This window comes from Streptomyces albospinus (assembly GCF_014648695.1).
In the GTDB taxonomy this organism is placed as follows: domain Bacteria; phylum Actinomycetota; class Actinomycetes; order Streptomycetales; family Streptomycetaceae; genus Streptomyces; species Streptomyces albospinus.
Window position 1 is genome coordinate 22,259 of sequence record NZ_BMRP01000024.1, and the last position, 14,939, is coordinate 37,197.

General features: G+C 74.8%; 16 protein-coding genes. 11 read left to right on the forward strand and 5 right to left on the reverse strand.

Going from position 1 to position 14,939, the window contains the following annotated elements; translation table 11 throughout:
* The 11 genes from hisI to lgt form a co-directional block, all read left to right on the forward strand.
* Positions 1–383: phosphoribosyl-AMP cyclohydrolase (gene hisI / locus IEZ17_RS27615; RefSeq protein WP_373299955.1), on the forward strand; the 383-nt coding region annotated here is incomplete at its 5' end.
* 11 nt (positions 384–394) lie between these two features.
* Positions 395–1,939 (forward strand): anthranilate synthase component I, encoded by a 1,545-nt coding sequence (locus IEZ17_RS27620; protein WP_189304734.1) that lies wholly within the window; start codon positions 395–397, stop codon positions 1,937–1,939.
* Between the two features lie 55 nt (positions 1,940–1,994).
* On the forward strand, positions 1,995–2,708 hold the full coding sequence (locus tag IEZ17_RS27625) for a TIGR02234 family membrane protein (RefSeq protein WP_373299956.1): 714 nt from the start codon (positions 1,995–1,997) through the stop codon (positions 2,706–2,708).
* An 85-nt stretch (positions 2,709–2,793) separates the two neighbouring features.
* On the forward strand, positions 2,794–3,033 hold the full coding sequence (locus tag IEZ17_RS27630; RefSeq protein WP_189304736.1) for an HGxxPAAW family protein: 240 nt from the start codon (positions 2,794–2,796) through the stop codon (positions 3,031–3,033).
* A 136-nt stretch (positions 3,034–3,169) separates the two neighbouring features.
* Entirely contained in the window at positions 3,170–3,610 is a 441-nt protein-coding gene (locus IEZ17_RS27635; protein ID WP_189304737.1) for a DUF2752 domain-containing protein, read from the forward strand.
* 175 nt (positions 3,611–3,785) lie between these two features.
* Entirely contained in the window at positions 3,786–4,595 is an 810-nt protein-coding gene (gene trpC / locus IEZ17_RS27640; RefSeq protein WP_189304739.1) for an indole-3-glycerol phosphate synthase TrpC, read from the forward strand.
* Positions 4,596–4,636: 41 nt separating this feature from the next.
* Entirely contained in the window at positions 4,637–4,843 is a 207-nt protein-coding gene (trpM, locus tag IEZ17_RS44595) for a tryptophan biosynthesis modulator TrpM (RefSeq protein WP_373299957.1), read from the forward strand.
* Positions 4,844–4,955: 112 nt separating this feature from the next.
* Positions 4,956–6,236 carry a tryptophan synthase subunit beta gene (gene trpB, locus IEZ17_RS27645; RefSeq protein ID WP_189304741.1) on the forward strand — a complete coding sequence of 427 codons (1,281 nt, stop codon included), beginning with the start codon at positions 4,956–4,958 and terminating at the stop codon, positions 6,234–6,236.
* Positions 6,236–7,066, forward strand: coding sequence for a tryptophan synthase subunit alpha (trpA, locus tag IEZ17_RS27650; protein ID WP_189304743.1), 831 nt, complete (start codon positions 6,236–6,238; stop codon positions 7,064–7,066). The genes trpB and trpA overlap by 1 nt, the downstream gene beginning before the upstream one ends.
* A 92-nt stretch (positions 7,067–7,158) precedes the next feature.
* Positions 7,159–7,953, forward strand: coding sequence for a DsbA family protein (locus IEZ17_RS27655; protein ID WP_189304745.1), 795 nt, complete (start codon positions 7,159–7,161; stop codon positions 7,951–7,953).
* Between the two features lie 115 nt (positions 7,954–8,068).
* Positions 8,069–9,184: a prolipoprotein diacylglyceryl transferase gene (gene lgt, locus IEZ17_RS27660; protein WP_189304747.1), complete on the forward strand. Its 1,116-nt coding sequence runs from the start codon at positions 8,069–8,071 to the stop codon at positions 9,182–9,184.
* 94 nt (positions 9,185–9,278) lie between these two features.
* Here the strand turns inward: lgt and IEZ17_RS27665 are convergent, their stop codons facing one another.
* The 5 genes from IEZ17_RS27665 to IEZ17_RS42910 all read right to left on the reverse strand — a co-directional run.
* Positions 9,279–10,241, reverse strand: a complete 963-nt coding sequence (locus tag IEZ17_RS27665) for an HpcH/HpaI aldolase/citrate lyase family protein (protein WP_189304749.1) — start codon at positions 10,239–10,241, stop codon at positions 9,279–9,281.
* Entirely contained in the window at positions 10,238–11,485 is a 1,248-nt protein-coding gene (locus tag IEZ17_RS27670) for a CaiB/BaiF CoA transferase family protein (RefSeq protein ID WP_189304751.1), read from the reverse strand. The genes IEZ17_RS27665 and IEZ17_RS27670 overlap by 4 nt, the downstream gene beginning before the upstream one ends.
* The gene (locus IEZ17_RS27675; RefSeq protein WP_229852706.1) at positions 11,482–12,990 is read right to left on the reverse strand and encodes an ADP-ribosylglycohydrolase family protein; all 1,509 of its coding nucleotides are present in this window, start codon (positions 12,988–12,990) and stop codon (positions 11,482–11,484) included. Before IEZ17_RS27675 ends, IEZ17_RS27670 begins: the two co-directional genes overlap by 4 nt.
* On the reverse strand, positions 12,987–14,282 hold the full coding sequence (locus tag IEZ17_RS27680) for an ADP-ribosylglycohydrolase family protein (RefSeq protein ID WP_189304753.1): 1,296 nt from the start codon (positions 14,280–14,282) through the stop codon (positions 12,987–12,989). Before IEZ17_RS27680 ends, IEZ17_RS27675 begins: the two co-directional genes overlap by 4 nt.
* The coding region (locus IEZ17_RS42910) for an ADP-ribosylglycohydrolase family protein (RefSeq protein WP_229852707.1) at positions 14,279–14,939 on the reverse strand (661 nt) is incomplete at its 5' end. The genes IEZ17_RS27680 and IEZ17_RS42910, both read right to left, overlap by 4 nt.

The window sequence follows — 14,939 nt, forward strand, 5'->3', positions numbered from 1 at the left end:
CACCCTCCCCCTCTTCTCCCGCCACACCCGCCCTGGATCCCGCCATCGCCGCCCGCCTCAAGCGCGGTGCCGACGGCCTGGTCCCCGCCATCGCCCAGCAGTACGACACCGGCGAGGTGCTGATGCTCGGCTGGATGGACGACGAGGCGCTGCACCGCACGCTCACCACCGGCCGCTGCACGTACTGGTCCCGCAGCCGCCGGGAGTACTGGGTCAAGGGCGACACCTCCGGTCACGTCCAGTACGTCAAGTCCGTGGCCCTGGACTGCGATGCCGACACCGTGCTGGTCAAGGTCGACCAGGTCGGCGCGGCCTGCCACACCGGCGACCGCACCTGCTTCGACGCCGACGTACTGGCGAGCGAGCCGGCCGGCGACCAGTAGGCTCCGCTCCCATGACCACGGGAACCACCGGCACCGCCAATCCGGACCTCGACACCTTCCGCACCCTCGCCAAGGACCGGCGGGTCATCCCCGTCACCCGGCGCCTGCTGGCGGACGGCGACACCCCGGTCGGGCTCTACCGCAAGCTCGCCGCCGAGCGCCCCGGCACCTTCCTCCTCGAATCCGCCGAGAACGGCCGTACGTGGTCGCGGTACTCGTTCATCGGCGTCCGCAGCGCCGCGACGCTGACCGCCCGCAACGGGCAGGCGCACTGGCTGGGCGCCCCGCCGGTCGGCGTGCCCACCGGCGGCGACCCGCTCGCCGCGCTGCGCGCCACCGTCGAGGCCCTGCACACCCCGCGGGACCTCATCGAGGACGCGGGGCTGCCCCCGTTCACCGGCGGCATGGTCGGCTACCTCGGCTACGACGTGGTGCGCCACCTGGAGCGGATCGGCGACTCCACCACCGACGACCTCCGGCTGCCCGAGCTGACCATGCTCCTCACCTCCGACCTCGCGGTCTTCGACCACTGGAGCGGCACGGTCCTGTTGATCGCCAACGCGATCAACCACAACGACCGGGAGACCGGCGTCGACGAGGCGTACGCGGACGCGGTGGCCCGCCTGGACACCATGGCCGACGACCTCGCCCGCCCCGCCCCCGCGAGCGCCGCCGCGCTGCCGCCGTCCGCGGTGCCCCCGTACACCGCCAAGTGGGGCGGCGAGGCGTTCATGGCCGCCGTCGAGGACGTCAAGGAGCGCATCCGGGCCGGCGAGGCCTTCCAGGTGGTGCCCTCCCAGCGCTTCGAAACCCCGTGCACGGCAAGCGCGTTGGACGTCTACCGGGTGCTGCGGGCGACCAACCCCAGCCCGTACATGTACCTCTTCCGCTTCGAGGACGGCAACGGCCCGGACGGCAGTTCCTTCGACGTGGTCGGCTCCAGCCCGGAGGCGCTGGTGAAGGTCGAGGACGGCCGGGCGATGGTGCACCCGATCGCCGGCACCCGCCCGCGCGGCGCCACCGTCCAGGAGGACCAGGCGCTGGCCGACGAGCTGATGGCCGACCCCAAGGAGCGGGCCGAGCACCTGATGCTGGTCGACCTGGGCCGCAACGACCTGGGCCGGGTCTGCGAGCCGGGCAGCGTCGAGGTCGTCGACTTCATGTCCGTCGAGCGCTACAGCCACGTCATGCACATCGTCTCGACGGTGACCGGCACGGTCGCCGAGGGCCGCACGGCCTTCGATGTGCTCACCGCCTGCTTCCCCGCCGGCACCCTCTCCGGCGCCCCCAAGCCGCGCGCCATGCAGATCATCGAGGAGCTGGAGCCGACCCGGCGCGGGCTCTACGGCGGCTGCGTCGGCTACCTCGACTTCGCCGGCGACTCCGACACCGCCATCGCGATCCGCACCGCCCTGCTGCGGGACGGCACCGCCTACGTCCAGGCCGGCGCCGGCATCGTCGCCGACTCCGACCCGGTCGCCGAGGACACCGAGTGCCGCAACAAGGCCGCGGCCGTGCTGCGCGCCGTGCACACCGCCAACCACCTGGGCACCTGACCCGCCGCACCCCCGCGCGACGGGCCGCACAGGCCGGTAGGCGATAGTGGTACGCGTGAGTGCCGCACCCCAGTCCCGTACCGACGCCGAGCCCGACGCCCAGCCCGAAGGCGAGCCCGAAGGCCGGCCCGAAGGCGATTCCGGCGCCGGGCCCGCGACCGCGCCCGCCCGGCCCGCGCGCAGCGCGATGCGCAGCCTCGCCCTCGCGCTGCTCCTCGGGGCCTCCGGCGCGGGCCTGGCGCTGCTGGCGTCCGGCCGCACCTGGGCGCAGGGCAACGCGGTGCTGGCCCAGGGCGAGCTGCCGCGCACCGTCACCGGCGCCGATGTCACCGGCGTGCCCGGCGCGCTGGCGGTGGTCGGGCTGGCCGCCCTGGTCGCCGTCTTCGCGGTCCGCCGGGCCGGCCGGATCGCGGTCGCCGCGCTGCTGGCGCTCAGCGGCCTGGGCGTCGCCGTCGCCGCGGCACTCGGCAACTCCGACACCTCCGCGCTCCGCGAGAAGGCGTCCGACGCGGTCGGGATGGCCGGCGCCGATGTGCATCACGTCACGCACACCGTCTGGCCGTGGGTGGGCGCCTGTGGCGGTCTGCTGCTGCTGCTCGCCGGCGTACTGGCCCTGGTCTTCGGGCGCTACTGGCCCGCGATGTCGGGCCGTTACGAGCGCACCCCCGGCGGCGCCCGCGGTCCGCGGCGCGCCCCCGCGCCGCCGGACCTGGACCGCCCGGAGGAGATCTGGAAGTCCCTGGACCGCGGCGAGGACCCCACCCGGTAAAAGTGGTCCGCGCGCCATCGGTGACAATGGACGACGAGATTCCCGCGCCCGTACCCCGGCGCGACCGAGTAACGAGGAGCACTCAATGTCGAGCAGTGGCCACGGACACACCCCCGCCGCCTGGACCGGCGTCATCATCTCGTTCATCGGCTTCTGCGTCGCGGGAGCCTTCATCGTGATGGCGAACGTGCCCGGCTTCTGGGCCGGCATGGTGCTCATCGGCGCCGGTGCCGTGGTGGGTGGCCTGATGCGCGCGGCCGGCCTCGGCCAGGAGCCCAAGCGCGCGGCGAAGCCGCTGGCCAAGGCGCAGCCGCAGGAAGGCTGAGCCTCCCGCTCGACACACCCCGAAGGCGCCGCTTCCCGGCCCGTACGCCCGCACGTGGCGTACCGGCCGTCCGTGCCCGCCCCGTTTGGCGGCCCAGAAGCTGCGCCTTCGCGCGTTCGGTAGCAGCATCGGCACCGTGAGCGATCCCGTGGTCCCGGCGCGGTCGGACGGATTCCGTGGCCCGCTGCGCCGTCTTGCCGCGCCGGCGGCCACCCTCACGGCGGTCTGTGCCGCCTTCGCCCTGGTCGGCGCCGTCGACCCCAACGAGCCCGGTCACTACCCGGTCTGCCCGCTGCTCCACCTCACCGGCATCTACTGCCCGGCCTGCGGGGGCCTGCGCAGCGCCTACGCCGTCGCGCACGGCGACCTCACCGCGGCCCTGGGGGCCAATGCCCTCGCGGTGGCCGGCTACGCCGCCTTCGCACTCTTCTGGCTGGTCTGGCTCACCCGCGCCGCACGCGGACGCCGGACGGCCGGGCCGCGCCCGCGCCCCGTCCACTGGTGGGCGCTGGGCGGGCTGCTGCTGGCCTTCACCGCGGTCCGCAATCTGCCCTTCGGCGCCGGGCTGCACCCATGAACCGGACATCCGGACAAACCCCCGCGAATCCTGGAGATGTCCAGGTAGTGGGACCACGGTCCACCGGATGCGGGACCTGCCCCCCGCGGCGGATACCATCAGAGAACCGGCTGGGACAGTGGTCCGTCCCACAGGTCACTGTCCACCTCCACCGTTCAAGAAGGAGGCCGCTCGCGTGAGCGTGCTCGATGAGATCATCGACGGAGTCCGCGCCGACCTCGCAGAGCGGCAGGCGCGCGTCAGCCTCGACGAGCTCAAGGAGCGGGCCCGCAAGGCGCGCCCGGCCAAGGACGGTGTCGCCGCCCTCAAGGGCGAGAGCGTCACGGTGATCTGCGAGGTCAAGCGCTCCAGCCCGTCCAAGGGCGCGCTCGCCGCGATCGCCGACCCCGCGGGCCTGGCCGCCGACTACGAAGCGGGCGGTGCCGCGGTCATCTCCGTCCTCACCGAGCAGCGCCGGTTCGGAGGCTCGCTGGCCGACCTGGAGGCGGTCCGCGCCAAGGTCGACATCCCGGTCCTGCGCAAGGACTTCATCGTCACCGCCTACCAGCTGTGGGAGGCCCGCGCCTACGGTGCCGACCTGGTGCTGCTGATCGTCGCCGCGCTGGAGCAGGAGGCGCTGGTCTCGCTCATCGAGCGGGCCGAGTCGATCGGGCTGACGCCGCTGGTCGAGGTGCACGACGAGGAAGAGGTCGCCCGCGCGGTGGACGCCGGCGCCCGGATCATCGGGGTCAACGCCCGCAACCTGAAGACGCTTGAGGTCGACCGCAACACCTTCGCCCGGGTCGCCCCCGAGATCCCCGACCACATCGTCAAGGTCGCCGAGTCCGGGGTGCGCGGGCCGCACGACCTGATCGCGTACGCCAACGAGGGCGCCGACGCCGTCCTGGTGGGCGAGTCGCTGGTCACCGGCAAGGACCCCAGGACCGCGGTCGCCGACCTGGTGGCGGCGGGCTCCCACCCGGCGATCCGGCACGGCCGGGACTGACCGGCCGGCCCGGCCGCACCGAAGAGACAGGGAACACCGACATGCCCGCCGTCCGCCGCCGTCCCGAGGCCAAGCTCCCCCACTCTCGGCGGCGTTCGAGCGGGGGGTCCCCCATCGCGCTGCCCTCGTGGCACCGCGGCTGCCGGGCCCCCGCACGGCGGGTCCGCGGACGCCGGGTCAGATATCACATCGGCTCCGAACCGGGTCAGATCAACGGGATGCGATGGCGACCGGGGTCCGCGCGCTGACGCGTCGCCCCCACCCGCGGCGTACGCATCGGCGCGTGCCATGAGCCGTGATGCTGCTATCCCGACATAACCGGACTTCCGGGGCGGTTGCCCCGGTCTAGGAGTGCGTCTGATGTCCTCCGACAGTTCTCGTTTCTTCCTTCCCGACACCGAGGGCCAAGTCCCCGGCCCCGATGGCTACTTCGGCGCCTTCGGCGGCAAGTTCATCCCCGAGGCGCTGGTCGCCGCGGTCGACGAGGTCGCCGCCGAGTACGAGAAGGCCAAGGCGGACCCCGCCTTCGCCGCCGAGCTCGACGACCTGATGGTCAACTACACCGGGCGCCCCAGCGCGCTCACCGAGGTGCCGCGGTTCGGCGAACACGCCGGCGGGGCCCGGGTGTTCCTCAAGCGCGAGGACCTCAACCACACCGGCTCACACAAGATCAACAACGTGCTGGGCCAGGCGCTGCTCACCAAGCGGATGGGCAAGACCCGGGTCATCGCCGAGACCGGCGCCGGCCAGCACGGCGTCGCCACCGCCACCGCCTGCGCGCTCTTCGGCCTCGAATGCACCATCTACATGGGCGAGATCGACACCAAGCGGCAGGCGCTCAACGTCGCCCGGATGCGGATGCTCGGCGCCGAGGTCATCTCCGTGAAGTCCGGCAGCCGCACCCTCAAGGACGCCATCAACGAGGCGTTCCGCGACTGGGTCGCCAACGTCGACCGCACCCACTACCTCTTCGGCACGGTCGCCGGACCGCACCCCTTCCCGGCCCTGGTCCGTGACTTCCACCGGGTCATCGGCGTCGAGGCCCGCCGCCAGATCCTGGAGCGCGCCGGCCGGCTCCCGGACGCCGCCGTGGCCTGCGTCGGCGGCGGCTCCAACGCCATCGGCCTGTTCCACGCCTTCCTGTCCGACCGGGACGTCCGGCTGATCGGCTGCGAGCCGGGCGGCCACGGCATCGAGACCGGCGAGCACGCCGCCACCCTCACCGAGGGCACCCCCGGCATCCTGCACGGCTCGCGCTCGTACGTCCTCCAGGACGAGGACGGCCAGATCACCGAGCCGTACTCGATCTCCGCCGGCCTGGACTACCCGGGCATCGGCCCCGAGCACGCCTACCTCAAGGACTCCGGCCGCGCCGAGTACCGCGCGGTCACCGACGACGCGGCGATGCAGGCACTGCGGCTGCTGTCGCGGACCGAGGGCATCATCCCGGCCATCGAGAGTGCCCACGCGCTGGCCGGCGCCCTGGACATCGGCCGCGAACTGGGCCCCGACGGGCTGCTGCTGGTGAACCTCTCCGGCCGCGGCGACAAGGACATGGACACCGCCGCCCGCTACTTCGGGCTGTACGACAACGAGCACGAGGCTGCCGAGGCCGCCCGGGCCGGTCAGGGGGAGAAGTGATGGCAGGCAACATCGAACTGCTGACGTCCGTGCTGGCCCAGGCCCGCAAGGAGGACCGGGCGGCCCTCGTCGGCTACCTCCCGGCCGGCTTCCCCACCGTCGACGGCGGTATCCGGGCGATGACCGAGATGCTGGACGGCGGCTGCGACATCGTCGAGGTCGGCCTCCCGCACAGCGACCCGGTCCTGGACGGCCCGGTCATCCAGACCGCCGACGACATCGCGCTGCGCGGCGGCATCAGGATCGTCGACGTGATCCGCACGGTCCGCGAGGTGCACGCCGCCACCGGAGCGCCGGTGCTCTGCATGACGTACTGGAACCCCGTCGACCGCTACGGCGTCGAGCGGTTCGCCGCCGATCTCGCCGAGGCCGGCGGCGCCGGCTGCATCCTGCCGGACCTGCCGGTCGAGGAGTCCGAGGTGTGGCGCAAGGCCGCCGAGCAGCACGGGCTGGCCACCGTCTTCGTGGTCGCCCCGAGCAGCCGGGACGAGCGGCTCGCCAAGATCACCGCGGCCGGCAGCGGCTTCGTCTACGCCGCCTCCCTCATGGGCGTCACCGGCACCCGCGAGTCCGTCGGCCGCGAGGCCGAGGACCTGGTGGCCCGCACCCGCGCCACCCCTGCTGCCCGTAGCGGCCTCCCCGTCTGCGTGGGGCTGGGCGTCTCCAACGCCGAACAGGCCGCCGAGGTGGCCCGGTTCGCGGACGGGGTGATCGTCGGCTCGGCCTTCGTCAAGTGCCTGCTGGCCGCGGACGGCGACCTCGACGCCGGACTCGCGGCGGTCCGCACCCTGGCGGGACGGCTGGGCGAGGGCGTCCGCCGGAGCGGCTAGGACCGGCTCGCCCGAGGGGGAAGGTCCCCCGATGGGGCGAACATCGGGGCGGAGGGGTGCGGCTGCACCCCTCCGTTTCGTTGTCCAGGGGCGTGAGCCAGAACCATGACAAAACGAGCAGCGCCCGCGAGCGGCTACAGGCCCAGCGTGCCAAGGAGAAGTCCCGCACCCGGCGGATCCGCCAGGCGATCGTCGCCGGATCGGTGGTCGCGGTGCTGGCGGTGGCCGGCGGCATCGCGGTCTGGGTCTCCTCCGGCGGCGGGTCCGGCAGCGTCGCCGACAACGAGATCGTGCTCCCGAAGCAGGCCAGCGACGGCGACAAACCCGCGATCCCCGTGGGCGCGGCCAAGGCCCGCTCCACCCTCGTCGTCTGGGAGGACTTCCGCTGCCCCGCCTGCCAGCAGTTCGAGACCGGCTTCCGCCCGGTGATCCATGAACTGGAGGACTCCGGCCAGCTCAGGACCGAGTACCACCTCGCCACCCTCATCGACGGCAACGCCGGCGGCAAGGGCTCGCTGACCGCCGCCAACGCCGCCCTCTGCGCCCAGGACGCGGCCAAGTTCCGCGACTTCCACGACGTGCTCTACTCCCACCAGCCGCCGGAGCAGCAGGACCGGTTCAGCGACAAGAAGTACCTGATCCAGCTGGCCGGCAAGGTCCAGGGACTGGTCACCCCCCGGTTCACCAAGTGCGTGAACGACGGCACGTACAACGGCTTCGTGAAGAAGTCCCACGCCGCCTTCACCGAGGCCGGATTCCGCGGCACCCCGACCGTCCTGCTCAACGGCAAGGACCTCGCCGACGAGAAGAACGGCCAGGTCACCCCCGCGCACCTGAAGCAGATGGTCCAGGAAGCGAACAAGGGCAAGCAGCCCGGCACGAGCTAGGGCGGAGCCCGGGCGGGGCGGCGCGTACGGGCCGCTGCCCCGGCGGGGCCGTTACGCAGCCGTAGCCGGGCAGGTTGCCGTCAACCCTGTCCGGCGCGGTAGCGTCGACCCTGCCATGGACCTCGCATTCATTCCCAGCCCGTCGACCGGTGTCGTCCACCTCGGCCCGATCCCGCTGCGCGGCTACGCGTTCTGCATCATCATCGGCGTGTTCGTCGGCGTCTGGCTCGGCAACAAGCGCTGGGTGCAGCGCGGTGGCCGCTCCGGCACCGTCGCCGACATCGCCGTATGGGCCGTGCCCTTCGGACTTGTGGGTGGCCGTCTCTACCACGTCATCACGACGTACGAGCCGTACTTCGGCAAGAACGGCCATCCCCTCGACGCCTTCAAGGTGTGGCAGGGCGGCCTCGGCATCTGGGGCGCCGTCGCCCTCGGCGCGGTCGGCGCCTGGATCGGCTGCCGCCGCCGCGGCATCCCGATGCCCGCGTACGCCGACGCGCTGGCGCCGGGCCTCGCCCTGGGCCAGGCGATCGGCCGCTGGGGCAACTGGTTCAACCAGGAGCTGTACGGCAAGCCGACCGATGTCCCCTGGGCGCTGGAGATCAGCTCCGACCCGGCCATCGGACGCGTCGGCGGCACCTACCACCCGACGTTCCTCTACGAGTCCCTGTGGTGCATCGGCGTCGCGGCGCTGGTGATCTGGGCGGACAAGCGCTTCCGGCTCGGTCACGGCCGTGTCTTCGCGCTGTACGTCGCCGCCTACTGCGTGGGCCGCGCCTGGATCGAGTACCTGCGCGTCGACGAGGCGCACCACATCCTGGGCCTGCGGCTGAACGACTGGACCTCGGGGATCGTCTTCCTGCTGGCCGTCGCCTACCTGGTGATCTCGGCCAGGAAGGCCCCGGGCCGCGAGGAGGTCGTCGAGCCGGGCGCACAGCTCGCGGAGGGCGAGGAGGCCACCGCGGGCGAGGGGTCGGCGGAGGCCGGCGCGGAGCGCAGCAAGGAGTCCGAGAACGCTGAGGGCGCTGACGACTCGAAGAGTGCTGACGGCTCGAAGAGCGCCGACGACTCCAAGAGTGCTGGCGACGCCGAGAGTGCCGGCGACGCCGACGGCGCCGGGCCCGGCACGGGTGGCACGGAGGCGGGCGACGGCGCGGACGACGGCGTCGAGGGGGCGGCGGGGGACTCCGCCAAGCCTGCCGGGAGCGGCAGCGGTACCAAGAAGTCCTGACGTGTGACGTGATGCCGCCGGTCGGACCCGCCAGCAGGTCGGGCCCACCGGCAAGGCGGGACGGTCGGACGGTCGCAGCGCCGGGCGGACTCGGTCACACCGGGTCGGCCCGGCGCTGTGCAGTCTGCCCGGCCAGTGCCAGCACCCGCCGCGCGCCGGCCACCACGGCCGGGTCCACGAACCGGCCGTCCGTGAGCGCCAGCGCCCCCGGCTGGGCCGCGGCGGCCCGGACGATCTCCGCCGCCGCCTCGGTCTCCTCCGGCGTCGGGCGGTAGGCCGCCTCGATGACCGGCAGCTGGCGGGGGTGGATCGCGGCCCGGCCCAGGAACCCCAGCGCCCGGCCCCGTGCGCAGGAGCGCGCCAGCCCGTCGAGATCACGGACGTCCGGATGCACCGACTGCGGCGGCGGCACCAGACCCGCCGCGCGGGCCGCGACCACCGCCCGGCCGCGCGGCCAGGCCAGCCCCGCCTCGTCCCGCAGCCCCAGTTCGGCGCGGAGATCGGCCTCGCCGAGCGCGATCCCGCGCACCGCCGGGTGCGCGGTGGCGATGGCGTAGGCGTGCTCGACGCCGCGCGCGGATTCGAGCAGGGGGTACAGCGCGGGGACGCGCGGCGCGGCGGTGGCCGGCGGGGTGAGGGTGGCGGTGGCGCCGGGCGGGGCGGCCCGCCCGGATGCCGCCGCGGCCGGTTTCACGGACCGCGCCGGGCCCCTCGCCCAGGCCGCCGCCCGCCGGACATCCGCCGGACCGTGCACCTTGGGCAGCCGCAGCCCGGCGAGCCCCGGCAGCCCGGACAGGGTGCGGATCTCGGCCGCGGCCCGCGGGCCGTCCAGGCCGTTGACCCGGACGTGCACCGGGGCCGGGCCGGGCGCGGGGTCGCTCAGCAGCTCGGCCGTGGCGCCCAGCGCGTAGTCCTTGCGGTCCGGGGCGACCGCGTCCTCCAGGTCGACGATGATCACGCCGGCCCCGGAACCGAGCGCCCCGGCGACCAGGTCCGGGCGGTCACCGGGCGCGTACAGCCAGGTCAGGGGAGGGACACCGGGGTCCGGCGGCCTCACAGCGCGCCCGCCGCGCGCAGTTCGGCGATCTCCGGCGCGGTCATGCCGAGGCCGGTCAGCACCTCGTCGGTGTCCGCGCCGTGCGGGCGGCCCGCCCAGCGGATGGCGCCTGGCGTCCCGGACAGCCGGAAGAGGACGTTCTGCATCCGCACGGTGCCGAGTTCGTCGTCGGGGATCTCGGTGAGCGTGCCGAGTGCCCGGTACTGCGGGTCCGCCAGCACATCGCGGATGTCGTAGACGGGGGCGACGGCCGCCTCCGCCTTCTCGAAGGCGGCCAGCACCTCGGCCCGGTCGTGCCGGGCGATCCAGCCGCCGACCGCGGCGTCCAGCTCGTCGGCGTGCCGGGCCCGCCCGGCACCGGTCGCGAACCAGGGCTCGTCGGTGAGTTCGGGCCGGCCGACCAGCCGCAGCACCCGCTCGGCGACGGACTGGGCGGAGGTGGAGACCGCGACCCAGGAGCCGTCGGCGGTGCGGTAGGTGTTGCGCGGCGCGTTGTTGGCGGAGCGGTTGCCGGTGCGCGGCTGGACGTGGCCGAGCTGGTCGTACCAGAGGGGCTGCGGGCCGAGGACGGTCAGCATCGGCTCGATGATCGCCAGGTCGACGACCTGGCCGCGGCCGGTGGCGTCCCGTCCGCGCAGCGCGGCCATCACGGCGTACGACGTGGTCAGCGCGGCGATCGCGTCGGCGAGGCCGAACGGCGGCAGGGTCGGCGGGCCGTCCGGCTCGCCGGTGAGCGCGGCGAATCCGCTCATCGCCTCGGCGAGGGTGCCGAATCCGGGGCGGTGGGCGTACGGCCCGAACTGGCCGAAGCCGGTGACCCGGGCGAGCACCAGCCGCGGGTTGGCGGCGGACAGCTCCGCCCAGCCCAGGCCCCATTTCTCCAGCGTGCCGGGGCGGAAGTTCTCGATGACGACATCGGCGCCGGCGGCGAGCCGGAGCAGCACGTCGCGCCCGCCGGGCCGGGACAGGTCGAGCGTCATGGTGCGCTTGTTGCGGCCGAGCAGCTTCCACCACAGTCCGACGCCGTCCTTGGCGGGGCCGTGGCCGCGCGACGGGTCGGGCCGGCGCGGATGCTCGATCTTGATCACCTCGGCACCGAAGTCCCCGAGCAGGGTGGCGGCGAGCGGACCGGCGAACAGGGTGGCGAGGTCGAGCACCCGCAGCCCGGCCAGCGGGCCGGGGCCGGGCGCGGCGGTGGCCGGGGCGGGCCCGGACGCGCCGTCGGCGAGGAACGGGTCGGTCATGCTGCGGGGGCCTTTGGTAGGTGGGACTGACGGGGGGAGTGCGGGTGCGCGGGGCCGCGGGAGTGCCGCGGGGAGCGGTGGCGTACGGCGAGCGCGGCGGTGCGGCGCGCGAGGGTGTCGAAGCCGATGCCGTCCAGCCCGCCGACGTGGGTGGCGAGCCGGTTGCGCAGCGGCGCGGTCCAGCGGGCGGGCAGCGCGGCGGGGGAGCCGGCGAGCAGTCCGGCGAGCGAACCGGCCGTGGCCCCGTTCGAGTCGGTGTCCCAACCGCCGGACACCGCACGGCAGATGGTGCCGGTGAAGTCCCCGTCGGCGTGGGTGAGCGCGGCGGCCAGCAGCGCGGCGTTCGGCACCGCGTGCACCCAGTGGTGGTGCCCGTAGGTGCCGTGCAGCCGGTCCACGACGGTCGCGAACCCGGCGGCCGTGCCGGTCGGCTCGTCGTGTGCCGCGGCGATCCCGCAGCGCACCGCCCCGGCGAGCCGGGACCGCGGGGGGATCACCGCGAGCCCGGCCCGCAGCGCGCCGTGGACGTCGCTGCCGCCGCCCGCCGCGGCCAGCGCCGCGGCCACGAACATCGCGTCGTAGACCCCGTTCGCGGTGTGGCTGAGCGTGGCGTCCCGCCAGACCTGGGCGGCGGCGCCCGCCGGGTCGCCGGGCCGGGTCCAGCCGTGGATGTCCGCCCGGATCCGGGCGCCGATCCACTCCCGGAAGGGGTTGCGGTGGCAGGCGGTCGCGGGCGGCTCGATGCCGTCCAGGAGGTTGCGGTAGGCGATGCGCTCGGCGGTGAAGGTACGGCCCGCGGGCAGTTCGTCCAGCCACAGCCGCGCGACATCGGCGGTGGTGAAGCCGGGGCCGTGGCGTTCGAGGAGGAGCAGGCCGAGCAGCGGGTGGTCGAGGTCGTCGTCCTCGGGCATGCCGTCGATGGTCTCGGCGAGCGAGGTGGCCCGGCTGCGGCGGTTCCACGGGTGCCGGGCGGCCACCGCCGGATCGAGTCCCTTCCCGGTGAACCACGAGGCCAGCGGCCAGTTCCCGGTCGACCGGGCGATCTCCCGGATGCCGGTGAGCGGCAGTTTCTCCACGGGCTTGCCGAGCAGGCAGCCGGCCGCGCGGCCGAGCCAGGCGGCTTCCAGCCGGTCCGTCAGTTCCGGCGGTTCCGGCGGCAACTCGTCAACTGAACAGGGCAGTTGGGGGCACAGTTCCGCGATCGCGTCCCGGTCGGTGGGCTCGTCGGCGGCCGACGGGCAGGGCAGCAGCGCGAGTTCGTCGAGCAGCCGGCCGGCGAGGGCGCGCAGCGCGGGGTCCGCCGGGCCCAGGGAGGCGCCCGCCCGTACGGGGGCCGGCGCGCCGCCCGCCGCCCGCCAGCGGCGGGCGATCCCGGCCGCGTCCCGCCCGTCCTCGGCCGCCTGCCGCAGCTCGTGCCCGAGCAGGTCCTCGGGCTGCACCCAGGTGATCCGCAGCCCCGGCCCGGATCCGGGCGGGCGGGCCGCGCCCGCGCCGCCGTCGGTCACCGGCCGCTCACCTCCGTCCGCAACGCGCGAGCCGAGATCGCGCCGAACGCCTGCTCGTGCCGGAGGCTGCGGGCCTGGTCGCGGGCGAAGACCTCGCGGGCGACGGTGGCCAGCGCGGTCGCCGGTGCGTGCAGATCGAGCCGGCTGGCGCGGGCGACCTCGGTGCTCCACTCGTCCGGCACCGCGGACGCGCCGGACAGCGCACCGGCCAGCGCACCGCTCATCGTGGCGATCGAGTCGCAGTCGCGGCCGTAGTTGACCGAGCCGAGGACGGTGGCCCGGAAGTCGCCGTCGGCGACCAGCAACATGCCCAGGGCGATGGGGAGTTCCTCGATGGCGTGCAGCCGGGAGGGGCGGCGGGCGCCCAGCGACGGGTTGCGGTAGTCGGGGCCGACGGTGTCGAACGGCGCGACCGCCGCCCGCAGCGGCACCAGCGCGGACTCGTAGTCGGTGTGCGGCGCGGCGACGTCGCAGACGGCCTCGATCGCCGCGCGGGTACCGTCCTTCGCCAGCCGCAGCGCATGCCCGACGACCGAGGCGGGGGTGGCGTCCGGCAGGAACGCGGCGGCCACCGCGGCGGCGAAGACCCCCGCCGCCTCCCGCCCGTAGGAGGCCTGGTGGGCACCGGAGACGTCGATCGCCTCGGCGTAGGCCCGGTCGGGGTTGCCGGCGTTGACGATGCCGACCGGCGCCATGTACATCGCCGCACCGCAGTTGACGATGTTGCCGACGCCGGCCTCCCGCGGATCGGCGTGCCCGTAGTGCAGCCGCGCCACGATCCACTTCTCGGCGAGGAAGATCCGCTGCAACGGCAGTGCCTCGGCCTCCAGTTCGGGGATCCAGCGGGGGATGCTGATCAGGTCCGTGACGAGGTGGTCGGCGATGTCGTAGGCGTCGAGGTGGTCGCGCACCGTCTCGTAGACGCGGACCAGGGCATGGGTCATCAGGGTGTCGTCGGTGACGTGGCCGTCGCCCTTGTGGTACGGCGCGATCGGCCGTGCGGTGCGCCAGTCCTCGTGGAACGGCCCGACGATCCCCTCGACCCGGCCGCCGTGCCGGGCCACGATCTGCTCCGGCGTCCAGCCCTCGACCGGCCCGCCCAGCGCATCGCCGACCGCGGCCCCCACCAGGGCACCGGTCGCCCGGTCCTCCAGGGGCGCGACCTCGGGCGCGGCGTCCGCGGCCCGGGGGCCCGGGGGCTCCGGGGGGCCCGGCGCGGCGGCCGGATCCGCGGTCTGCCGGGCGGCGGGCGCCGGGGCCGTGGCGGGCGTGGTGTCCGTCGTATCCGTCATGGGCGGGTGAGTCCTTCCACGGTGGGGGTGGGCGGTGCGGCGGGGTGGGTGTCCGGGACGGCCGCCGGTACGGGGTCCGGTACGGCCGGTGCGGCACTCGCGGCGAGCCGGCCGGCCAGCGCCACCAGATCCGTTCCGGCCAGCCGCGGCAGCGCGCAGCCGGCGAGCACCCGGCAGGAGTCGCGCCAGGTGCGGGGGAGGGCGCCGGCACCGCCGAGCGCCCCGGTCAGCGCCCCGGCCAGCGCGGGCGCGGAGTCGGCGACCCGGGAGAGGCAGGCGGCGGCCGGTACCGCCTCGGCGATCCGCCCGTCCGCCGCCAGGGCGAGCGCCAGCGCCACGGGGACGGTGTCGGCGGCGGCGATCCCGTAGCTGTAGACGTGGTCGACGATCTCGTGCTCCAGCGCCGGCACCAGCGCGAACGCCGCACCGGGGCGGCCGGGCGGCCCGTCGGCGAGCCGCGCGAGCCGGATCGCGCGGCGGGCGGCGCGCCCGATCTCGGTGTCCGCCGACAGCTGTTCGAGCGCCGCGGCGACACAGCCGGCGGCCGGCGCGCCGGCCAGCGCGGCGGCGTACGCGGCGGCCAGCGCCCGCGCGCCGTGCACCCCGTCGCCGTCCTGGGTGTGGCGCGCGTCGTACTCGGCCAGCGCGGCGGCGGCG